Below are 20,573 nucleotides of genomic sequence, written 5' to 3'. Positions count from 1 at the left end.
TCCGCAGGCCCCCAGCCGAGCGAGGGAGAGCATCCCGTGACCATCGCGCCCGCCGATCCGGTCTCAGAGGCAGCGGACCCGAAGGCCGTAGCCGACGCACCGGGCACCGCCCTGCTGCGCACCCTGACGGACCTCACCGCGGACCTGCCCGCCACCGACCCCGGCAAGGTCGCGGCCGCCGCCCTGCGCGGCCGCCACGCCGGTTCCGACGAGGCGGAGCTGCGCACCCTCGCCATCGAGGCGGCCGCCGGTCTGATCGCCGAGGAGCCCGAGTACTCCAGGCTCGCCGCGCGCCTGCTGACCATCGCCATCGCGGAGGAGGCGGCCGGGCAGGGTGCGGTCTCCTTCTCCGCCTCCGTCGAGGTCGGGCACCGCGAGGGCCTGATCGCCGACACCACGGTCGAGTTCGTCCGCGCCCACGCCGCGCGACTGGACGCGCTGGTGGAGAAGACCGTCGCCGACGGCGCCGACGACCGCTTCGGCTACTTCGGCCTGCGCACCCTGCACAGCCGCTACCTGCTGCGCCACCCGATCACCCGTCAGGTGGTCGAGACCCCGCAGCACTTCCTGCTGCGCGTGGCCTGCGGCCTGGCCGAGGACCTCTCCGAGCGGGCGCTGGAGGACGTCTGCGAGCTGTACGGCCTCACCAGCTCGCTCTCCTACCTGCCCAGCTCCCCCACGCTCTTCAACTCCGGCACCCGCCACCCGCAGATGTCCTCCTGCTATCTGCTGGACTCCCCGCTGGACGAGCTGGACTCCATCTACGACCGCTACCACCAGGTGGCGCGGCTGTCGAAGCACGCCGGCGGCATCGGCCTGTCCTACTCCCGGATCCGGGCCCGCGGTTCGCTGATCCGCGGCACCAACGGCCACTCCAACGGCATCGTGCCGTTCCTGCGCACCCTCGACGCCTCCGTCGCCGCCGTCAACCAGGGCGGCCGGCGCAAGGGCGCGGCCTGCGTCTACCTGGAGTCCTGGCACGCGGACATCGAGGAGTTCCTGGAGCTGCGGGACAACACCGGTGAGGAGGCCCGCCGCACCCACAACCTCAACATCGCGCACTGGATCCCGGACGAGTTCATGCGCCGCGTCGAGACCGACGCCGAGTGGTCGCTGTTCTCCCCGGCCGACGTGCCGGAGCTGGTGGACCTGTGGGGCGAGGAGTTCGACGCCGCCTACCGCAAGGCCGAGGCCGAGGGCAAGGCCGTCAAGACCATCGCCGCGCGCGTGCTGTACGCCCGGATGATGCGCACCCTGGCGCAGACCGGCAACGGCTGGATGACGTTCAAGGACGCCGCCAACCGCACCGCCAACCAGACCGCCGAGCCCGGCAAGGTCATCCACTCCTCCAACCTCTGCACGGAGATCCTGGAGGTCACCAACGACGGCGAGACCGCCGTCTGCAACCTCGGCTCGGTCAACCTCTCCGCGCACCTCGGCGCCGACGGGCAGATGGACTGGGAGCGGCTGGACGCCACCGTCCGCACCGCCGTCACCTTCCTCGACCGCGTCGTGGACATCAACTTCTACCCGACCGAGCAGGCCGGGGCGTCCAACAGCCGCTGGCGGCCGGTGGGTCTGGGCCTGATGGGCCTCCAGGACGTGTTCTTCAAGCTGCGGCTGCCGTTCGACTCGGCCGAGGCCAAGGAGCTCTCCACCAGGATCTCCGAGCGCATCATGCTGGCCGCCTACGAGGCCTCCTGCGACCTCGCCGAGCGGCACGGCCCGCACCCGGCCTGGGAGGAGACCCGCACCGCCCGCGGCGTGCTGCACCCGGACCACTACGCCGCCGCGCGGCGCACCTGGCCGGAGCGCTGGGAGGCGCTGCGCACCCGAATGGCGCAGACCGGTATGCGCAACTCGCTGCTGCTGGCGATCGCCCCGACCGCCACCATCGCCTCCATCGCGGGCGTGTACGAGTGCATCGAGCCGCAGGTCTCCAACCTGTTCAAGCGCGAGACGCTCAGCGGCGAGTTCCTCCAGGTGAACTCCTACCTGATCGACGACCTGAAGAAGCTCGGCGTCTGGGACGCGCAGACCCGTGAGGCGCTGCGCGAGTCCAACGGCTCGGTCCAGGACTTCAACTGGGTGCCGCAGGACATCCGGGACCTGTACCGCACCGCCTGGGAGATCCCGCAGCGCGCGCTGATCGACATGGCCGCGGCCCGCACCCCGTTCCTGGACCAGAGCCAGTCGCTCAACCTGTTCATGGCCTCGCCCACCATCGGCAAGCTCAGCTCGATGTACGCGTACGCCTGGAAGCAGGGCATCAAGACCACGTACTACCTGCGCTCGCGTCCGGCCACCCGGATCGCCCAGTCGGCGCGCGCGTCCTCCCCCATCCCCGTCCAGCAGGCGGCCCCCGACGCCGAGGCGATCGCCTGCTCCCTGGAAAACCCCGAGTCCTGCGAGGCCTGCCAGTGAACGCCCAGTCGTCCGACGACCGTCCCAAGAACCTGCTGGACCCGGGGTTCGAGCTGACGCTGCGGCCGATGCGGTACCCGGCGTTCTACGAGCACTACCGCAACGCGATCAAGAACACCTGGACGGTGGAGGAGGTCGACCTCCACTCCGACGTGGCCGACCTCGCCAAGCTCTCCCCGGGTGAGCAGCACCTGATCGGCCGCCTGGTGGCGTTCTTCGCCACCGGCGACTCGATCGTGGCCAACAACCTGGTGCTGACGCTCTACAAGCACATCAACTCCCCCGAGGGCCGGCTGTACCTGTCGCGGCAGCTCTTCGAGGAGGCCGTGCACGTCCAGTTCTATCTGACGCTGCTGGACACCTACCTGCCCGACCCGGACGACCGCGTGGCGGCGTTCGCCGCGGTCGAGAACATCCCCTCGATCCGCGAGAAGGCGCAGTTCTGCTTCAAGTGGATCAACGAGGTCGAGAAGCTGGACCGACTGGAGACCAAGGCGGACCGGCGTCGGTTCCTCCTCAACCTGATCTGCTTCGCGGCGTGCATCGAGGGCCTGTTCTTCTACGGCGCCTTCGCGTACGTCTACTGGTTCCGCTCGCGCGGCCTGCTGCACGGCCTGGCGACCGGCACCAACTGGGTGTTCCGGGACGAGTCCATGCACATGGACTTCGCCTTCCAGGTCGTGGACACGGTCCGCGAGGAGGAGCCGGACCTCTTCGACGACGACATGGGCAAGCAGGTCACCGCGATGCTGGAGGAGGCCGTCGAGGCCGAGCTGCAGTTCGCCCGTGACCTGTGCGGCGACGGCCTGCCGGGCATGAACACCGACTCGATGCGCGAGTACCTGCAGTGCGTCGCCGACCAGCGGCTGGCCCGCCTCGGGCTGCCGGTGCGCTACGGCTCGGAGAACCCGTTCGCCTTCATGGAGCTGCAGAACGTCCAGGAGCTGACCAACTTCTTCGAGCGGCGCGCCTCGGCGTACCAGGTCGCGGTCGAGGGCTCGGTCTCCTTCGACGACGACTTCTAGGAAGTCCCCGGCGGGCGTCCTCCGCGCAGGACGCCCGCCGGAACCCGCCTCCACGAGACGACGGAAGGGGGGCCGCCCACCGGCGGCCCCCCTTCCGTATGCCCTGTCGTCGACGCGTCAGTCGTTGGGCACGGTCTCGTAGCGCGGCGTGCCCTCGGCCATCTGCCGCAGCACGTCCTTGCGGTCGCGCTTGGAGAGCCGGTCGATGTAGAGCCGCCCGTACAGGTGGTCGGTCTCGTGCTGGAGGCAGCGCGCGAAGTAGCCGGTGCCCTGGACCGCGATCGGCTTGCCCTGGGCGTCCTGGCCGCGGACGACCGCGTAGTCGGGGCGGGCCAGCGGGGCGTAGGCGGTCGGCACCGAGAGGCAGCCCTCGTTGGAGTCGTCCAGCAGCCGGCGCTCCGCCGGCACCTCCTCCAGCACCGGGTTGCAGACCACGCCGACGTGCCGGACGCCCTCGTCGTCCATGCAGTCGTAGACGAACACCTTCAGGTCGACGCCGATCTGGTTGGCGGCCAGACCCACGCCCTCGGCGGCCCGCTGACTGGCGAACATGTCGTCGACCAGCGCGGCGAGCGAGTCGTCGAACTCGGTGACGTCCTTGCACTCCCGGTGGAGCACCGGGTTGCCGACGACGGTGATCGGGCGGGCGGTGCCACGCTCGCGGTGCGCCCGCTCGCGCTCCTCCGTGTCCACCGTGTCGTCGATGAACTCGTCGCCGACCTGCTGATCCGTGTCCTGCTGTGCCATGGTCCGCCGCGCGCCTTCCTGAAACCGTCAAACGTCCGCCATACAGGGTACGTGTCGTGGAGCGCGGCGGGGGCGGGCCTCAGCAGACCTCTTCCAGGTCCCGCCATTCGCGCGTATCGGGGCTGTCCGCCACCCACCCGTCCAGCAGACCGCGCACCAGCCCGGCGGGGGCGGCGATGCCGCACTCCCGCTCCGGCGCCCACAGCGAACCCGAGCCGGCAGTGCGGTGTCCCAGCGGCCCGGGATGGCCCGGTTCGCTGTGGTCGTGCGGGTCCAGGTGCTCGCCGTCGCCCTCGTCGCTGGGCATCCGGCTCTCGGAGCAGGAACGACACAGCAGACGGACGGAGGACGACCAGTCCTCGGCGGCGAAGCCGGCGTCCGCGGCCAGCCGCTCCAGCGCGTCCCGGTCGGCCTCGGTGGCCGCCTCCAGCAGCACCACCCAGGTCGGCACCGGCGAGGGCGCCCACAGCTCGATCTCGTCGAAGACCGGATAGGCCCGGGTGGAGCCGTCGGCGCCGGTGATGGTGCGCTCGCCGTGCGGCACGCCGTCGTGCAGCACCACCTCGCCCCAGCGGCGCCCGGAGGACGGCAGCGGGATGGACAGCACCTCGATCCGGGCCGGGTCCAGCCGACGGCCCCAGACCACCTCGGCCTCGCCCTCCGGCGACAGCCGCACCGCGGCGCTCCCCAACTCCATGCCGAGCGGCTCGCCGGCCGCCAGGCCCGCGGCCTCACCCGGCACCTTCAGCCCGTACGCCTGCCAGGCGCGGCGGGCCAGCGGCCAGTCCTGCAGCGCGGTGGCGGCGATGCCCACGTTCCACCAGTCCGGCGCGCCGGTGGCGCGGTCCAGCAGGGCGACGGCGCGCAGCCCGGCGGCGCGGGCCTGCTCCCAGTCGTGCCGGAACTTGTGCAGCAGCGCGAGGTTGAACCACGACTCCGACAGCCACGGCTCCATGTCGGCGGCGCGGGTCAGCAACGCACCCGCGTCCTCATACCGGCCGTCGCCGATGAGGGTGAACGCGCGGTCCGTGGCCTGCCGCCACGACGCGGAGGGCCGGTGCCGTACCTTGCCGAAGATCTTCACGATTCCCGCCTGCCGGTTTCTCCGTAGTCCCGCATCAGATGCCTTAGCGGACGGCTTCGCCCTCCCCTGACGACAACCTGCCACACATTCGCGGACATCTCAGCCCGGCCCCCTAAGATTCGGTGGTCGGGGTCCGACCCCTTCCACGCCTACCTCCTTGCCGCAGGTGAGCGGCCGACACCCCTCATTCGCATCCAACCATGCCCTTTCGGGGACCCGCTCATTACCCACGGGTTCGACTCGGTGCGCGGGTCGTGCGCGGTCACCCGTCCGGGCAACTTCCCGCTCCCCCCGCATAGTCACTTGCCCGGTCCGCCCCGCGCCAGAACCCTGGCCAGAGCCGCCACCACCGCCGGGTCGAAATCACGCGCGGTGCCCAGCCGCAGCCGCTCCAGGGCGCGCAGCGCGGCCCCCGGCTCGCCGCCCGGGCGGCCGGCGGGCGCGGCGTCACAGGTCAGCTCGGCATAGGCGTTGGCCACCCGCACGATGCGGGCGGTGAGCGGCTGTTCGCGGTACGGCTCGGCCTGTCGCTCGACGATCACCGCCACCTGCGCGGGCACGCCCGTCTGTCGTACGACGGCGCCGCCCAGCAGGGCGATGCGCTGCTGCTCGGCGGCGGGAAGCTGCTCGGTGGCGCCGGCCGGCACCGGGTCCACCAGCGACAGCTGTCCGATGTCGTGCATCAGGGCCGCGTACTCCACCATCGTCAGCTCCTCGCCCGGAAGGCCCAGCTCCCGGCCGACGGCCCGGCTGAGCCCGGCCACCCGGCGGGCGTGGCCCGCGGGGGTGTAGCCGGCGATCTCGGTGGCGCGGGCGAGGGAGGCGATGGTCTGGCGGTAGGTGGCCCGCACGTCGGCGTAGCGCCGAAAGGAGTACTGGGTGAGCAGCAGCGGCAGTGAGAAGACCGGCAGCGCCCACAGCCCGGCCACGCGCACCGCCAGCACCATCACCACCGCCGTGGCGCAGATCGCCGATCCCGCCCTGGGGAGTGCGCGCAGCTCGTCGCGGAGCAGCGGCCCGTACCGCCAGCCCGCGCGGGCGCGCGCCAGCGCGGCGGCCAGGACCGCGTCGCACAGCGCGGCGAGTGCCAGCAGCAGGAGCAGACAGAGGAGGTGAAGCAGGTGGTGGAGAGGGGGGAGGTGGGGAGAGCCGCCCCGGGGCGGCGGCCCGGCGGCCAACCGGAGGGCGAGGTCGAGCGGTTGGCAGCAGGTGGCGGCGAAGGCGACGGTCAGCACCCGGCGGGCCAGGTGGTCCAGCCCCGCCGAGCGGCCCCGGGCAAGCCGCGGCACGAGGGCCACCAGCCCGGCGGCGACCACCACGGCCACCGCCTGGAGCACTCCGTGCGGCTGCGGCAGCGCGGCGGGCGGGCGATCCGGTCCCGGCGGTGCGAGGGGCGCGCTCAGCAGCGCGTAGGCGAGCGCCGCGGCTGCGGCCACGGGGGCGGGCTCGCGGACGACGGTCCACGGATCGCGCGGCATCGTTTCTCCGCCGCTCGGGCCCCGGCCGCCGCCCCCGCCGCTCCCGGGGGCGTCCACCCACCGGAACGCCTCCCCTGCCGCGATCATCGCCGCGAAGGCCAGCGCCATCCCCGGCTGGGCCACGCCCTCCCACCGCACCCAGCCCAGGCCCGCCGCCGCGAGCACCCCGGCGGCCCCGTAGACCAGGGCGACCGTCAGCCTGCCGGGGGCCCGCCGCGCCCGAGCGGCCCGCCGGGCGACGCGGTCAGCGCGGGCCTCGCGTCCCGCGTCGACGGCCCCGGCCCGGCCGGCGGCGCCTTCCGCCCGGCGAGCCTTGGCGCCGGCGGTGCGGTCCGCGCGGTACGCGCCTTTCCGTAACGCCCACCGCGCGGGGCGGCACACGGAGCCGAAGGCCGGCGGGGTGCGTCCGGGCATGGCGGTGGTCCCGCCGGCCGGCGTCGGGAGGCCCTGGGCGCGGCCGGCGGGGGGCGTGGGTTCGGGGGGTTCGCTCATCCGCGGCCTCCCGAGGGCGGGGCGCCGAGCCGGCGGTCGGGGACGTCCGCGGGGTGCGGCGGTCGATGTGGCGGGACGTTTCCGCGGGGCACGGAGGCCCCCGCGGTACGCGCCGTGCCGGGCGCGCACGCGGCCCGTTGCCCGGGACCGCGGTCACCGGCGTACGACGGCGCGTCGGGGCCGTACGCCGCCGCCTCGCCCCCGAGGGGGGCGTCGGCGGTGACGGCGACGTGCCAGCCGTGCCGGTCCAGTGCCCTGGCCAGGGCACGGACCATCCGGGGGTCGAACTGGGTGCCGGCGCAGCGGTGGAGCTCCTCGACGGCCTTCGCCACGGGCCGGGCCCGGCTGTACGAGCGGTTGGAGGTCATCGCGTCGAAGGCGTCCGCGACGGCCACCACCCGGGCGCACTCGGGGATGTCCCGCCCGGCGAGACCGTAGGGGTAGCCGCTGCCGTCCAGCCGCTCATGGTGGTGGAGGATGGCCGCGCGGGCCTCCTCCAGGAAGCCGATGCCGCGCACCATCTCGTGGCCGTACTCGGGGTGCAGCTCGATGACACGGCGCTCGTCGGGGGTGAGCGGGCCCTCCTTGCGGAGCAGCCGGGTCGGGACGCCGAGCTTGCCGACGTCGTGCAGGATGCCGGCGATCCGCAGCACCTCCAGTCGGTCGCCGGTCATGCCGAGCTCACGGGCGATCATCACGGACGCCCGGCCCACGCGTTCGCTGTGCCCGCGCGTGTAGCCGTCCTTGATGTCGACGGCCTGGACGAGCGCCCTGATGGTCGCCTGGTGGGCGGTGCGCTCGCGGTGGTAGAGCACGAAGACGGAGGCGGAGACGCCCATCGGGAACAGCACCAGCAGCGCGGCGGCCGGCCCGTACGCGCTGCGCCACAGCACCGCCATGGTCAGCCCGGCCAGTCCGTGGACCAGGTGCGGACCCAGGGAGCGCGGCAGGGCGCCGCACCAGGCCGCGCGCGGTGCGTGGCGCTCGGCGGCGACCAGCACCCCGCCCTCCAGCCCGACGCGGACCAGGCAGAAGACCACGGCGGCCGCGGTGGCGGGCGCCAGCGCGTACGGGAGGTCGGTCCGGGCGAGGGCCGCCGGCCCTCCGGTGAGCCCGAAGGCGTACGCGGCGGCGGCGGAGGCGAGGGCCAGATGGGCGGCGCGCCAGATCCGCCGCACCGCCGCGGGCCGGCGCTCCACCCGGCCCAGCAGCCCGCCGCCGACGGCGACCAGCGCGGCGGCCGGCGGCGGCAGCAGCATGGCCGCGGCGAGCAGCACCGGTCCGCCCCACTCCGCCGGCGGGCCGACGCGGGTCGCGGCGTAGAGCAGGGCGAGCGGGACGAGGGTGACCCAGGGGGTGCCCGCACCGGGTCGGGTGGCGAGGGCCGCGCACCCCACCAGGGTGAGTGCGGCCCCGAGGATATACGCGCGTGCCCCCAACGGAAGTGTCCGCATGGTGCCGCTCTCCTCCCCATCGGCTCAGGATCGGGAGAATATGTGCGCTCCGAGCGGGAGGGCAGGAGCATCGGGGGATTAGGCCGCACGCGCCGAGCTAATGCACCCATGAGGGTGAAATCGGGGGGCGTCCGGAGTGTCCGGGTGGCGTCCGGAGTGTCCCGCGCGGCGGGAATCACCCGGCACACGCCGACGGGCTCGTTCCCTCGCGGACGCGATCACGGGGTCGCCCATCCCGGCGCCGGGATCGGCGGCGGCGGCCGCCGGGGGGGCGTCGCCCCGACGGCTCAGTCCTGCGCCGCCGTCGGACGCTCCGCCTCCGCGGGCGCCACGTCCGGCACCGCGCCCGAGATGTCCATCTCGGGCGCCAACTGTCCGGACCTGATCAGCTCGATGCGCCCCATGACCTTCGATCGCAGGTCGCTGGGCACGTCGTCATGCCCACAGCAGCGCTTGACGAGCTTCTTCACGGCCTGCTCCAAGCCGTACTTCTCCAGGCAGGGCGAGCACTCGTGGAAATGCACCTCGAACTTGGCGCAGTCGCCGTCGGGCATCTCGTGGTCCAGGAACTCGTAGAGGTGGTCGAGAACCTCGGAGCACTCCATCTCGTGCGGCTCTTCGCAGCTCATGAGTCCGAGCCTTTCCGATTGTGCGCGTCGTCAGCCGCGGCGCCGGCGCCCGCCGGAACCAGCCCGCGCCCACGGGCATAGTCCTCCAGCAGACCGCGCAGTTGGCGGCGCCCACGGTGCAGACGAGACATCACCGTACCGATGGGTGTACCCATGATGTCCGCGATCTCCTTGTACGCAAACCCCTCCACGTCCGCGAGGTAGACCGCGATGCGGAACTCCTCCGGGATCGCCTGCAGTGCTTCCTTCACATCGGAGTCGGGCAGGTGGTCCAGCGCCTGCGACTCGGCCGAGCGCAGACCGGTGGACATATGGGACTCGGCGCGCGCCAGCTGCCAGTCCTCGATCTCCTCGGCGGCGCTGCGCTGCGGCTCGCGCTGCTTCTTGCGGTACGAGTTGATGAAGGTGTTGGTCAGGATGCGGTACAGCCACGCCTTGAGGTTCGTGCCATCGCGGAACTGGTGGAAGGACGCGTACGCCTTGGCGTACGTCTCCTGGACGAGGTCCTCGGCGTCGGCCGGATTGCGCGTCATGCGCAGCGCGGCGGAGTACATCTGGTCGAGGAACGTGAGGGCGTCCCGCTCGAAGCGCGCGTTACGCTCCGCGGCCGTCTCGGCGCCGGTGGCGCCGAACGCCCCGGTGGTCTCGGGGCGCGCACCATCGAACCCCGCGCCCGTGCCGTCGGTCCCTGCGTCGGTCCCAGTGACCTGACCCACCTCCTCCAACACCCCGGCGGGGCCGGATGTGGACCCGCTTGAATCGGAGAATAGACGACGATCCGGTCCGCTCGCCGCTTCAATCTTGGCGGCATGAACCGCCTGCAGCTGCGACCAGTCGAGGTCAGCGGCCTGCGGGCGGGCCGGGCAAGCAAGCGAACCCATGCGGGGAACTCCCTCTCCTCGACGTTCCGATGTCGAGAAGAACACCCGTCACCCTCATCTCATTCCCGACCCCGGCCTGTCATCACCCCAGGGTCTCTTCGAGCCACTCGGCGACCGCCTCCGTGATCACCGCGAGCGCCTCCTCCTGGGAGATGCCGGCCGTCTTCGGCACCGCGAAGCCGTGGTCGCCATGGTTCACCGGCACCAGGCGCGGCGGCGGGTCCGCCGACTCCCCGGACGGCGGGAACTCCTCCGGGCGACCGAACGGGTCCCGCGAGCCCTGCACCACCAGTGTCGGCACCCCGGCCGCCAGCAGCTCCTCCGCCCGCGACCGCTCCGGCTTGCCCGGCGGGTGCAGCGGGAAGGCCAGTGCCAGTACCGCGGCCGCCCCCAGCTCCCGCGCGGTGCGACAGGCGACCCGGGCCCCGGCGCTGCGCCCGCCCGCGACGACCGGCAGCCCCGGTGCGGTCAGCGCCGGCCACAGGGCGGTCCACGCCGCGTCCAGCGTCTTGGGCGCCGGCGCGACCTTCTTTCCGGCCACCCGCCACGGCTGCTCCACCAGGGCGACGGTGACGCCCCTGCCCGGCAGGGCGGCGGCCAGCGCGCGCAGGTCGGGCGCCTCGATCCCCCCGCCGGCGCCATGGCCGAGGGCGAGCACGGCGCGCGCCCGCGGCGCGCGATGCCAGGTGACGCGTGCCTCGCCGGCGGGCGTCGGCACGGTCTCGGTGACGGTCCCCACGGTGCTGGTGCTGGTCTTCGCTGCGGTCACGCTCCCCATCCTGCCGCGAGGCCGGCCGAAGCCGAAGCAGGCGGCGTCGGGCTCCCGGGGGCGCCGACCGCCGCGCGGAGTCGCGGAGTACACCGTGTGGGCGTCGGGTCCGCCGCGCGGGAGTCGGCGTCCGCCGCGCGGGGCCTCAGAAGAGGGTGCCCTCTTCCGGCGCCTCCAGTTCCTTCAGCAGCTCCGGGCCGTTGTTGCGCACGTCACTGACGCCGGTGGAGACCGGATAGGCCCGCAGCAGCCCGGCCGGCGGCGCGACCAGCAGCTCCCGGAGGCCGTCGGGGTCGCTACGGGTCGGGTCGAGCCAGGCGCCCCAACGGTCCGGCGGCAGGATCAGCGGCATCCGGGGGTGGATCTCGGCCAGCGAGCGCGGGCCCGGCTCGGACTCCGGCCGTTCGGCGGCGCCCGCGAAGGGCTCCTTGTCCGCCTCGGTGGTTATCACCGTGCACGTCACCCACCAGGCGCGCGGGTGGTCGTCGGGGAGCGTGCGGTCCCGCCAGAACTCGTAGAGCCCGGCCAGCGCCATCACCGAGCCGTCGGCGGGGGTGACGAAGTACGGCTGCTTGCGGGGGCGCTTGCGTCTGCCCTGCTCCTCCAGCTGCCGCTCGGCGGCCGCGGTGACCCACTCGTAGTAGCCGTCCGCGGGCAGCAGGCAGCGCTGGGAGAGAAAGGGACGGCGGAAGGACGCCTTCTCGTGCACCGTCTCCGCCCTGGCGTTGATCATCTTCACACCGACGTCCGGCGACTTCGCCCAGGAGGGCACGAGACCCCAGGTCAGCGAGCGCAGCTGGCGAACCGGACGCCGGTCCTCGGCGTCTTTGAGGGGGCGTTCGAGCACCGCGTACACGTTCTTCGTCGGAGCGACGTTCCAGTCCGGATCCAGCGTCTCCGTCGGCTCCCACTTCTCCACCCCGAAGAGCCCGACGAGATCCTCCGGGCGCCGGCTCGCTGCGTATCGACCGCACATAGGTGCCACACTGCCACGACGCCCGCACCGCGTGGCACCGAACCCGTCACCCGAGGAGCCGCCGACCCATGACCCCGATGGCCACCACCAGCGCAGCCGACCTGTGGGACCGCGTCGTCGGCACCCAGCCCGCCCCCTCGACGCTGCTGGTCCTGGCCACCGGCTCGATAGCCCTGGCCGTCGTCGTCTTCCGCACCACCTGGTTGATCGCCCGCAACGCCGTGACCATCGCGCACGAGGGCGGCCACGGGCTGGTGGCGCTGCTGACCGGCCGCACGCTCCAGGGCATACGGCTGCACTCGGACACCTCGGGGCTGACCGTGTCGCGCGGGAAGCCGACCGGCCTGGGCATGATCCTCACGGCCGCGGCCGGCTATGTCGCCCCCTCCCTGCTCGGCCTCGCCGGCGCCTGGCTGCTCGCCTCGGGCCACATCACCGCACTGCTGTGGGGCGCCACGGCGCTGCTCGCCGCCATGCTGGTGATGATCCGCAACGCCTACGGCATGCTGACCGTGGTGCTGGCCGGTGCCGCCTTCTTCCTGGTGTCCTGGCTGACCGGGCCCGAGGTGCAGGCCGCCTTCGCCTACGCCGTGGTGTGGTTCCTGCTGCTGGGCGGCGTCCGCCCGCCCTTCGAGCTCCAGCGCAAGCGCCGGTACGGGGAGGCGGCGGACTCCGATCCGGACCAGCTGGCCCGGTTGACCCACGTGCCCGCCGTCGTGTGGCTGCTGTTCTTCCACATCGTCACCCTCAGCTCGCTGATCGGCGGCGGCCGCTGGCTGCTGGGACGATGACCGGGGCGCCCGAAGAGGGGCGCGGGGCCCGCCATCCCGCCGAGCGCTCCCCCTACCTCTCCTATCAGCGCTGTGTTTCGACAGGGTTTCGCCACTTTTGATCAGGATTCCCACCCGCGACGAACCACTAAAGTGAAGGCCATGACCGGCACTGAGACTTCCCCGGGCGTCCACCCCGCCCTCTGGCCCGCACCGCTGGCACACGGAGCGGTCGACGCGACCGTGACCGTGCCCGGCTCCAAGTCGGTCACCAACCGCGCCCTGGTGTTGGCCGCGCTGGCCGCCGAGCCCGGCTGGCTGCGCCGTCCCCTCCGCTCCCGCGACACCCTGCTGATGGCCGAGGCGCTGCGCGCCATGGGCGTCGGCATCGAGGAGGGCGTGGGCCCGGACGGCACCGGCGAGGCGTGGCGGGTCATCCCCGCCGGGCTGCACGGCCCGGCCACCGTCAACGTCGGCAACGCCGGCACCGTGATGCGCTTCCTGCCGCCCGTCGCCGCGCTGGCCGACGGCCCGATCCACTTCGACGGCGACCCGCGCTCCCACGAGCGCCCGCTGCACGGCGTGATCGACGCGCTGCGCGCCCTGGGCACCCGGATCGACGACGACGGGCGCGGCTCGCTGCCGATGACCGTGCACGGCGCCGGCGCCCTGGACGGCGGCCCGGTCAGCATTGATGCTTCTTCCTCGTCCCAGTTCGTCAGCGCGCTGCTGCTGTCGGCGCCCCGCTTCAACCAGGGCGTCGAGGTGCGCCATGTGGGCGCGGCCCTCCCGTCGCTGCCGCACATCCGGATGACCGTGGACATGCTGCGCCTGGCGGGCGCCCGCGTGGACACCCCGGAGTCGGGCGGCGAGCCCGACGTCTGGCGGGTCGCGCCCAGCGCGCTGCTGGGCCGGGACCTGACCGTGGAGCCCGACCTGTCCAACGCCGCGCCGTTCCTGGCCGCCGCGCTGGTCACCGGCGGCCGGGTGACCATCCCGGACTGGCCGGAGCACACCACCCAGCCGGGCGACGCGCTGCGTCGGATCTTCACCGACATGGGCGGCTCCTGCGAGCTGACCGAGGCGGGGCTGACCTTCACCGGCACCGGCCGGATCACCGGCATCGACGCCGATCTGCACGAGGTGGGCGAGCTGACCCCGGTGATCGCCGCGGTCGCCGCGCTGGCCGACTCCGAGTCCGTACTGCGCGGCGTCGCCCATCTGCGGCTGCACGAGACCGACCGGCTCGCGGCCCTGGCCAAGGAGATCAACGAGCTGGGCGGCGACGTCACCGAGACGGAGGACGGGCTGCACATCCGCCCGCGCCCGCTGCACGGCGGCACCTTCCACACCTACGAGGACCACCGGCTGGCCACCGCCGCCGCGGTCATCGGTCTGACCGTCGACGGCGTCCTGGTCGAGGACGTCGCCACCACCGCCAAGACCCTGCCGGACTTCCCCGGGCTGTGGACCGGGATGCTGGGAGCCGCCGGCGAGCCCGGGGCCCCCGCGGCCGCCCCGAGAGGCTGAGGGCAGCGCGATGCGCCGGTACGGCAAGCACACCGACGAGGACGACGTCCGGGTCCGCCCCAACCGCAAGGGCAACCGACCCCGGACGAACATCCGTCCCAAGCACGAGGACGCGGCCGACGGCTTCGTGCTGACGATCGACCGCGGCCGGCTCACCGTGCTCGTCGAGGACCGCACGATCACCGCCATGAAGGCCCGTGAGCTGGGGCGCAAGGCGGTGGTGGTCGGGGACCAGGTCTCGGTCGTCGGCGACCTCTCCGGCGCCAAGGACACCCTCGCCCGGATCGTGCGGGTGCAGGACCGCAGCTCCGTGCTGCGCCGCACGGCCGACGACGACGACCCGTACGAGCGGGTGGTGGTCGCCAACGCCGACCAGCTGGCGATCGTCACCGCGCTGGCCGACCCCGAGCCGCGGCCGCGGCTGATCGACCGGTGTCTGGTCGCCGCCTACGACGGGGGCCTGGAACCGCTGCTGGTGCTCACCAAGTGCGACCTGGCGCCGGCCGGGCCGCTGCTGGAGACCTACGAGCCGCTGGGCGTGCCGTACGTGGTCACCAGCCGCGAGGAGCTGGCCGACGGAGAGGCCGCCGAGCGGGTCCGGGAGCGGCTGAAGGACCGGGTCACCGCCTTCGTCGGCCACTCCGGAGTCGGGAAGACGACGCTGGTCAACGCGCTGGTGCCGGAGCGCAAGCGGGCCACCGGGCGGGTGAACGCGGTGACCGGTCGAGGCCGCCACACCACCACGTCGGCGCTGGCGCTGCCGCTGCCCGGCGGCTCGGGCTGGGTGATCGACACCCCGGGCGTGCGCTCCTTCGGGCTGAACCACATCGACCCGTCCCGCGTCATCCACGCGTTCCCGGACCTGGAGCCGGGCACCGAGGGCTGCCCGCGCGCCTGCAGCCACGACGAGAAGGACTGCGCGCTGGACCAGTGGGTGACCGACGGGCACGCCGACCCGGCCCGGCTCTACTCGTTGCGCCGGCTGCTCGCCACCCGGGAGCGCCGCGAGGGCGACTGATCCGCCGCCGCCCGCGCGGAGCGCCGTTCGACCGCGGGGCCGACGCCGGACCGCGCGGGGAGGCCGATCGGGCACGTTTGCGAGGCGCCCACCGAGGTAAATGCATAAGCGCACCAGGCGGGGCAGATCAGGGCGCACCGCCGAGGCGGCGCGGGAGGCGAACCGATGGCGTGGTTGCTGGTCGTGGTCGCCGGTCTGCTGGAGACGGGCTTCGCCGTCTGCCTCAAGCTCTCGCACGGCTTCACCCGAATCTGGCCGACGGTCGCCTTCTGCGTCTTCGCGCTCGGCAGCTTCGGGCTGCTGACGCTGGCTCTGAAGAAGCTCGACGTCGGTCCCGCGTACGCGGTGTGGACGGGCATCGGCGCCGCCGGCACCGCGATCTACGGCATGGTCTTCCTCGGCGACCTGGTCTCCACCCTCAAGATCGTCTCGATCACGCTGGTGATCGTCGGCGTCATCGGGCTCCAGCTCGCGGGCTCGGCCCACTGACCGGCGGCAGCACCCCGCGCACCAGGTCCGCCACCGTCTCCGCTCCGGCGGGGGCGACGACACAGCTCAGCGCCAGCCGGGTGGCGGCCTCGCAGGCCCGCCCCAGCTCGTCCGCGCTCCCCTCGGGCCAGTCGCCCTCCAACAGCGTCACCGCGCGGTCGCGCACCTGGGCGAGCAGCTCCACCGGCGACGGCAGCGCCTCGGCCACGCCGTGGCGCTGCGCCGGAAGGGGGCCCGGCCGGGCCGGGGACGGCAGCCGGTCGCTCCAGCAGCCGGTGAGGGCGGCCCGCACCAGCGGGTTCTCGTGGGCCGCGCGGACCGTCCACAGGGCCGCCGCGGCCAACCGCTCCCCCGGGTCCGCACCGCCCGCGCCGGCGCCGGACAGCGCCCGCTCGACGCCGCACAGGTAGGCGTCGGCCTCGCGCCGCACCAAAGCGCGGGCGAGCCCCTCCTTGCTGCCGAACTCGTTGTAGAGGGTCTGCCGGGAGACCCCGGCGGCCGCGGCCACATCGACCATCCGCACCACCCCCCATGGGCGTCCGGCGAGCGCGGTGAAGGCCGCGTCGAGTAAGGATTCACGCGCTGTAGGCATGGTCGCCTCCCAGGCCATCCGCCCCCTTCGGCGTTCGTGCGCACAGAATTGACGCACCGCCAGACGGTGTCAATAGCTCCCGCGCGCGACGAGCCGACCGCCCCGGAGCGGGAGCAGGTGGCCCCCGAGGGTCCCGGTCGATACTGTTCGGCCATGCCCGACTACCACGATGACCTGCGCCTCGCGCATGTGCTGGCCGACTCCGCCGACGCCGTGACCATGGAGCGGTTCAAGGCGCTCGACCTCAAGGTAGAGACCAAGCCGGATATGACTCCTGTGAGTGAAGCCGATCGGGCGGCCGAGGAGCTGATCCGCGCCCAGCTGCAGCGGGCCCGGCCGCGCGACGCGGTGCTCGGCGAGGAGTTCGGCGGCGAGGGGTCCGGGCCGCGCCGGTGGGTGATCGACCCGATCGACGGCACCAAGAACTATGTGCGCGGCGTCCCGGTGTGGGCCACGCTGATCGCCCTGATGGAGCGCGGCGAGGACGGCGACCGGCCGGTCGTCGGCGTGGTGTCGGCACCGGCCCTCGGGCGCCGCTGGTGGGCGGCGAAGGGGCTCGGCGCGTACACCGGGCGCAGCCTGTCCGCCGCGACCCGGCTGCGGGTGTCCCAGGTGGGAGCGCTGGCCGACGCCTCGTTCGCCTACTCCTCACTCAGCGGCTGGGAGGAGCGGGGGAAGCTCGACGGCTTCCTGGACCTGACCCGGGCGTGCTGGCGGACGCGCGGCTACGGCGACTTCTGGTCGTACATGATGGTCGCCGAGGGCTCGGTGGACATCTGCGCCGAGCCGGAGCTGTCGCTGTGGGACATGGCGGCCAACGTGATCGTGGTGGAGGAGGCCGGCGGCCGCTTCACCGGACTCGACGGGGTGCCGGGGCCACACGGCGGGGACGCGGCGGCCTCCAACGGGCTGCTGCACGAGGAGCTGCTGAACCACCTCGGCTGACGCTCGGGGCAGCGCCCCGAAAGGCGCACCGCGCGGGCGCCGTTCACCGAAAGGGCGCTCCCGCACGCCCTCTTGTCGCGTCCACCCGCCCATGTGAACATGAGACTCCATCGCTTGTGAACTTGTGAATCCCTTCACGGGCAACCCGTTGCCGGGGTGTGCGTCGAAGGGGTCGCCAAGGAGGTGGCTCCATCCATGCCCATGCTCGTCCGTGACGCCATGAGCTCGGTGGTCCTCACCATCGGCCCCGCCCACACGCTCCGCCAGGCCGCGCGGCTGATGTCCGCGCGCCGGGTCGGCGCGGCCGTCGTCCTCGATCCCGACACCAGCGGGCTCGGCATACTCACCGAGCGCGACATACTCAACTCCCTGGGCGCCGGCCAGGACCCCGACCGGGAGACCGCCCACGCCCACACCACGACCGACGTCGTCTTCGCCGCCCCCGAGTGGACCCTCGACGAGGCGGCCGGCGCGATGACCCACGGCGGCTTCCGCCATCTGATCGTGCTCGACGAGCGCGAGCCGGTCGGGGTCGTCTCGGTCCGCGACATCATCCACTGCTGGACCCCGGACCGAGGGCCCGCCGCCGCGCTGGCGGGGCGGGCGTAGAACGTCCGGAGAGGCCGGAGCCCACAGGCGTCCGGCCTCTCCGGCTCATACGGTAAGCCGCCGTCAGCCGCGCAGGGCCTGGACCGCGGTCTCCAGCCGCTTACCGTAGTCGGCGTCCGCCTGGCGGAAGTTGTCGATCGCCCGCTGGACGATGTCGTCGCGCGAGACCTGCGCGATGAACCCGGCGAGGTTGGCGATCAGGCGCTCCTTCTCGTCCTCCGACATCAGGCGGTAGAGGTTGCCCGCCTGGACGAAGTCGTCGTCCTCGGCGTGCGAGGGGGCCACATGGTCCCCGGTGTGACCGGTCACCGCGATCGGCTGCCACAGCGGCCGGTCGGTCTGGGCCGGGCCGCCGAAGCTGTTCGGCTCGTAGTTCTTCCGGCCGCCGTGCCGACCGTCGTACAGGAGGCCGTCCCGGGCGTGGGTGCGCGCCTCCGTGGCGTGCGGGCGGTTCACCGGCAGGTGGTCGGCGTTGATGCCGACGCGGTAGCGGTGGGCGTCGCCGTAGGCGAAGAGACGGCCCTGGAGCATCTTGTCCGGGGACGGCCCGATGCCCGGGACGAAGTGCGCCGGCGAGAAGATCGACTGCTCGACCTCGGCGAAGATGTTCTGCGGGTTGCGGTTGAGCTCCAGCTTGCCGATCTCGATCGGCGGGTAGTCCTCGTGCGGCCACACCTTGGTGAGGTCGAACGGGTTGAAGCGGTAGGTCGCCGCCTCGTCCGCCGGCATGATCTGCACCTGCACGGTCCAGGTCGGGAACTCGCCGCGCTCGATGGCCGTGCGCAGGTCGCGCTGGTGGCTGTCCGGGTCCTGACCCGCCAGCACGGCCGCGTCCTCAGCCGTCAGGTTCCTGATGCCCTGGTCGGTCTTGAAGTGGTACTTGACCCAGAAGACCTCGCCGTCCGCGTTGTTCCACTGGTAGGTGTGCGAGCTGTAGCCGTTCATGTGGCGGTACGAGGCGGGGATGCCCCGGTCGCCGAAGAGCCAGGTCACCTGGTGGGTCGACTCGGGCGACAGGCTCCAGAAGTCCCAGACGTTGTCCGCCTCCTGTGAGCCGGTGTACGGGTCGCGCTTCTGGGTGTGGATGAAGTCGGGGAACTTGATGGCGTCCTTCACGAAGAACACCGGGGTGTTGTTGCCGACGAGGTCGTAGTTGCCCTCCTCGGTGTAGAACTTCAGCGCGAAGCCGCGCGGGTCGCGCACCGCGTCCGCCGAACCGAGGTTGCCCGCCACCGTCGAGAAGCGCAGGAAGGTCTCGGTCTGCTTGCCGACCTCGGACAGGAACGCGGCGCGGGTGTACCGCGTCACGTCGGCGGTCACGGTGAAGGTGCCGTACGCGCCGGCGCCGCGGGCGTGCACGACCCGCTCGGGGATGCGCTCGCGGTTGAAGTGCGCCAGCTTCTCCAGCAGGTGCTGGTCCTGGAGCAGCACCGGGCCGCCGATGCCCGCGGACTCGCTGTTCTGGTTGTCGGCGACCGGAGCCCCGGCCTCCGTGGTGAGCGGTCCGGCGATCTCGCTCTGAGCGGTCACGTGAGCCTCCTGCGTCTCGTCCTGTCCCTTGGCCTGAGCCGAGATCGATCCTACATTGGACTTTGTCTAAGTCAAGAAGATCTGGAAAGTCATACGGGATCCGGCCATGGACGAGCCACTGGTACCCTGGCCTTATCTGACTGATGGGTGAATGGCATGAGTGACCTGCTGGAACGGCTCCGAGGACGCGGCTGGAGGCTGACCGCACAGCGTCGGGTCGTCGCCGAGGTCCTCGACGGGGACCACGTGCACTACACCGCCGACGAAGTCCACGCCCGCGCGGCCGAGCGGCTGCCCGAGATCTCGCGCGCGACCGTCTACAACACGCTGGGCGAGCTGGTGTCGCTCGGCGAGGTTCTCGAGGTCAGCACGGACGGCCGCGCCAAGCGGTACGACCCGAACGCCCACCACGCCCACCAGCACCTGATCTGCTCGCGCTGCGGCACGATCCGCGACGTCCACCCGGCCGGCGACCCCCTCGCCGACCTCCCCACGGAGGAGCGATTCGGCTTCGCGGTCTCCGCGGTCGAGGTCACCTACCGCGGGCTCTGCCCCGACTGCTCCTGAGCCCGTCCTCCGGCCACTCACGGCCGGAGGTCGACGGCGCGGCGCGCGCGGTGGTCCTCCGCTCCGCGCGGGGCGGCGCCGCGGAACGTGACCGCTTCTCCGCGGACGCAAGCGTCTTCCCCGGCGAAACGCGTCTCCGCGCGGCGCGAAACGGCGAGGCGAAACGACGAAGGGCCCGGATCCTGAGGATCCGGGCCCTTCGCCATCAGTAGCGGGGACAGGATTTGAACCTGCGACCTCTGGGTTATGAGCCCAGCGAGCTACCGAGCTGCTCCACCCCGCGTCGGTGAACCAACTTTAACCCGCTTCACGAGAGCAGAGCAAATCGCTTCCACCAGCCCCTCGGGCGCACGGGGTCGGAACGCCGGGGATGCGGGGGTCGACGCCGGCGTGCGCCACCGCGCTCGGGGCGCGGAGGGCGCACGGACCAGTCGGCGCGGGGCGCCCCTCGGGCGGCCGCCGCACCGCCGGGTGAGCGCGGTGCGGCGCGGAGGCGGCGGGTGAGCGCGGTGCGGGCGGGGCGACGGCGGGTGATCGTGCGGCGCGCCGGGGCCCGGGTACGCC

The 20,573-nt window shown here is 72.9% G+C and carries 19 protein-coding genes and 1 tRNA gene; 9 read left to right on the top strand and 11 right to left on the bottom strand.

From position 1 onward, the window contains the following. The first annotated feature begins 36 nt into the window (after positions 1-36). Both CD790_RS03350 and CD790_RS03345 read left to right on the top strand, forming a co-directional pair. Positions 37-2,424, top strand: coding sequence for a ribonucleoside-diphosphate reductase subunit alpha (locus CD790_RS03350; RefSeq protein WP_144381431.1), 2,388 nt, complete (start codon positions 37-39; stop codon positions 2,422-2,424). 68 nt (positions 2,425-2,492) lie between these two features. Then, a complete protein-coding gene (locus tag CD790_RS03345; RefSeq protein WP_144381885.1) occupies positions 2,493-3,449 on the top strand; it encodes a ribonucleotide-diphosphate reductase subunit beta in 957 nt (318 codons plus the stop codon). Between the two features lie 117 nt (positions 3,450-3,566). Here the strand turns inward: CD790_RS03345 and def are convergent, their stop codons facing one another. The 8 genes from def to CD790_RS03305 form a co-directional block, all read right to left on the bottom strand. After that, complete coding sequence (gene def, locus CD790_RS03340) at positions 3,567-4,196, bottom strand: peptide deformylase (RefSeq protein ID WP_144381430.1); 630 nt, start codon at positions 4,194-4,196, stop codon at positions 3,567-3,569. Positions 4,197-4,275: 79 nt separating this feature from the next. Continuing rightward, the gene (locus CD790_RS03335; RefSeq protein ID WP_144381429.1) at positions 4,276-5,280 is read right to left on the bottom strand and encodes a hypothetical protein; all 1,005 of its coding nucleotides are present in this window, start codon (positions 5,278-5,280) and stop codon (positions 4,276-4,278) included. A gap of 299 nt (positions 5,281-5,579) precedes the next feature. Beyond that, positions 5,580-6,866: an HD-GYP domain-containing protein gene (locus CD790_RS03330; RefSeq protein ID WP_399216988.1), complete on the bottom strand. Its 1,287-nt coding sequence runs from the start codon at positions 6,864-6,866 to the stop codon at positions 5,580-5,582. A gap of 380 nt (positions 6,867-7,246) precedes the next feature. Beyond that, positions 7,247-8,704, bottom strand: a complete 1,458-nt coding sequence (locus tag CD790_RS03325; RefSeq protein WP_144381428.1) for an HD-GYP domain-containing protein — start codon at positions 8,702-8,704, stop codon at positions 7,247-7,249. Between the two features lie 287 nt (positions 8,705-8,991). Next, positions 8,992-9,333: a mycothiol system anti-sigma-R factor gene (gene rsrA, locus CD790_RS03320; protein WP_144381427.1), complete on the bottom strand. Its 342-nt coding sequence runs from the start codon at positions 9,331-9,333 to the stop codon at positions 8,992-8,994. Continuing rightward, on the bottom strand, positions 9,330-10,049 hold the full coding sequence (locus CD790_RS03315) for a sigma-70 family RNA polymerase sigma factor (RefSeq protein ID WP_186318880.1): 720 nt from the start codon (positions 10,047-10,049) through the stop codon (positions 9,330-9,332). The genes rsrA and CD790_RS03315 overlap by 4 nt, the downstream gene beginning before the upstream one ends. A gap of 247 nt (positions 10,050-10,296) precedes the next feature. Then, positions 10,297-10,983: an alpha/beta family hydrolase gene (locus CD790_RS03310; RefSeq protein WP_399216877.1), complete on the bottom strand. Its 687-nt coding sequence runs from the start codon at positions 10,981-10,983 to the stop codon at positions 10,297-10,299. 145 nt (positions 10,984-11,128) lie between these two features. Next, positions 11,129-11,959, bottom strand: coding sequence for an SOS response-associated peptidase (locus tag CD790_RS03305; protein WP_144381424.1), 831 nt, complete (start codon positions 11,957-11,959; stop codon positions 11,129-11,131). A 77-nt stretch (positions 11,960-12,036) separates the two neighbouring features. Between CD790_RS03305 and CD790_RS03300 the strand changes: the two genes are divergently transcribed. From CD790_RS03300 to CD790_RS03285, 4 genes are all read left to right on the top strand, one after another. Continuing rightward, on the top strand, positions 12,037-12,750 hold the full coding sequence (locus CD790_RS03300; RefSeq protein WP_144381883.1) for a M50 family metallopeptidase: 714 nt from the start codon (positions 12,037-12,039) through the stop codon (positions 12,748-12,750). Positions 12,751-12,891: 141 nt separating this feature from the next. Further along, entirely contained in the window at positions 12,892-14,259 is a 1,368-nt protein-coding gene (gene aroA / locus CD790_RS03295; RefSeq protein WP_144381423.1) for a 3-phosphoshikimate 1-carboxyvinyltransferase, read from the top strand. A 10-nt stretch (positions 14,260-14,269) separates the two neighbouring features. Further along, complete coding sequence (rsgA, locus tag CD790_RS03290; RefSeq protein ID WP_144381422.1) at positions 14,270-15,277, top strand: ribosome small subunit-dependent GTPase A; 1,008 nt, start codon at positions 14,270-14,272, stop codon at positions 15,275-15,277. A 165-nt stretch (positions 15,278-15,442) separates the two neighbouring features. Further along, positions 15,443-15,766 carry a multidrug efflux SMR transporter gene (locus CD790_RS03285; protein WP_144381421.1) on the top strand — a complete coding sequence of 108 codons (324 nt, stop codon included), beginning with the start codon at positions 15,443-15,445 and terminating at the stop codon, positions 15,764-15,766. On the opposite strand, the gene CD790_RS03280 is transcribed toward CD790_RS03285, so the two are convergent. Continuing rightward, positions 15,732-16,358, bottom strand: coding sequence for a TetR family transcriptional regulator (locus CD790_RS03280; protein ID WP_144381420.1), 627 nt, complete (start codon positions 16,356-16,358; stop codon positions 15,732-15,734). The two genes, CD790_RS03285 and CD790_RS03280, sit on opposite strands and share 35 nt — an antisense overlap. Positions 16,359-16,511: 153 nt before the next feature. On the opposite strand from CD790_RS03280, the gene hisN reads away from it, so the two are divergent. Both hisN and CD790_RS03270 read left to right on the top strand, forming a co-directional pair. Further along, positions 16,512-17,303, top strand: a complete 792-nt coding sequence (gene hisN / locus CD790_RS03275; RefSeq protein ID WP_144381419.1) for a histidinol-phosphatase — start codon at positions 16,512-16,514, stop codon at positions 17,301-17,303. 201 nt (positions 17,304-17,504) lie between these two features. After that, positions 17,505-17,912: a cyclic nucleotide-binding/CBS domain-containing protein gene (locus CD790_RS03270; protein WP_144381882.1), complete on the top strand. Its 408-nt coding sequence runs from the start codon at positions 17,505-17,507 to the stop codon at positions 17,910-17,912. Positions 17,913-17,975: 63 nt separating this feature from the next. On the opposite strand, the gene CD790_RS03265 is transcribed toward CD790_RS03270, so the two are convergent. Beyond that, on the bottom strand, positions 17,976-19,442 hold the full coding sequence (locus CD790_RS03265; protein ID WP_144381418.1) for a catalase: 1,467 nt from the start codon (positions 19,440-19,442) through the stop codon (positions 17,976-17,978). Positions 19,443-19,598: 156 nt separating this feature from the next. Between CD790_RS03265 and CD790_RS03260 the strand changes: the two genes are divergently transcribed. Next, entirely contained in the window at positions 19,599-20,009 is a 411-nt protein-coding gene (locus CD790_RS03260) for a Fur family transcriptional regulator (protein WP_144381417.1), read from the top strand. Between the two features lie 209 nt (positions 20,010-20,218). Here CD790_RS03260 and CD790_RS03255 read toward each other — a convergent pair. Next, positions 20,219-20,292 (bottom strand) — tRNA-Met (locus CD790_RS03255). Positions 20,293-20,573 lie beyond the last annotated feature (281 nt).

Source organism: Streptomyces sp. SAJ15, assembly GCF_007595705.1.
Classification (GTDB): domain Bacteria; phylum Actinomycetota; class Actinomycetes; order Streptomycetales; family Streptomycetaceae; genus Streptomyces.
The sequence above is the reverse complement of the archived record's forward strand: the minus strand, read 5'-3'. Positions and strand labels throughout refer to the sequence as shown.

What these genes read in the sequence shown, in the direction of transcription:
- CD790_RS03345 (WP_144381885.1), top strand. Translation starts at nt 2,493, where the DNA reads ATGCGGTACCCGGCGTTCTACGAGCACTACCGCAACGCGATCAAGAAC.
- def (WP_144381430.1), bottom strand. Translation starts at nt 4,196, where the DNA reads ATGGCACAGCAGGACACGGATCAGCAGGTCGGCGACGAGTTCATCGAC.
- CD790_RS03330 (WP_399216988.1), bottom strand. Translation starts at nt 6,866, where the DNA reads ATGGCGCTGGCCTTCGCGGCGATGATCGCGGCAGGGGAGGCGTTCCGG.
- CD790_RS03325 (WP_144381428.1), bottom strand. Translation starts at nt 8,704, where the DNA reads ATGCGGACACTTCCGTTGGGGGCACGCGCGTATATCCTCGGGGCCGCA.
- rsrA (WP_144381427.1), bottom strand. Translation starts at nt 9,333, where the DNA reads ATGAGCTGCGAAGAGCCGCACGAGATGGAGTGCTCCGAGGTTCTCGAC.
- CD790_RS03305 (WP_144381424.1), bottom strand. Translation starts at nt 11,959, where the DNA reads ATGTGCGGTCGATACGCAGCGAGCCGGCGCCCGGAGGATCTCGTCGGG.
- CD790_RS03300 (WP_144381883.1), top strand. Translation starts at nt 12,037, where the DNA reads ATGGCCACCACCAGCGCAGCCGACCTGTGGGACCGCGTCGTCGGCACC.
- aroA (WP_144381423.1), top strand. Translation starts at nt 12,892, where the DNA reads ATGACCGGCACTGAGACTTCCCCGGGCGTCCACCCCGCCCTCTGGCCC.
- rsgA (WP_144381422.1), top strand. Translation starts at nt 14,270, where the DNA reads ATGCGCCGGTACGGCAAGCACACCGACGAGGACGACGTCCGGGTCCGC.
- CD790_RS03285 (WP_144381421.1), top strand. Translation starts at nt 15,443, where the DNA reads ATGGCGTGGTTGCTGGTCGTGGTCGCCGGTCTGCTGGAGACGGGCTTC.
- CD790_RS03280 (WP_144381420.1), bottom strand. Translation starts at nt 16,358, where the DNA reads ATGCCTACAGCGCGTGAATCCTTACTCGACGCGGCCTTCACCGCGCTC.
- hisN (WP_144381419.1), top strand. Translation starts at nt 16,512, where the DNA reads ATGCCCGACTACCACGATGACCTGCGCCTCGCGCATGTGCTGGCCGAC.
- CD790_RS03270 (WP_144381882.1), top strand. Translation starts at nt 17,505, where the DNA reads ATGCTCGTCCGTGACGCCATGAGCTCGGTGGTCCTCACCATCGGCCCC.
- CD790_RS03260 (WP_144381417.1), top strand. Translation starts at nt 19,599, where the DNA reads ATGAGTGACCTGCTGGAACGGCTCCGAGGACGCGGCTGGAGGCTGACC.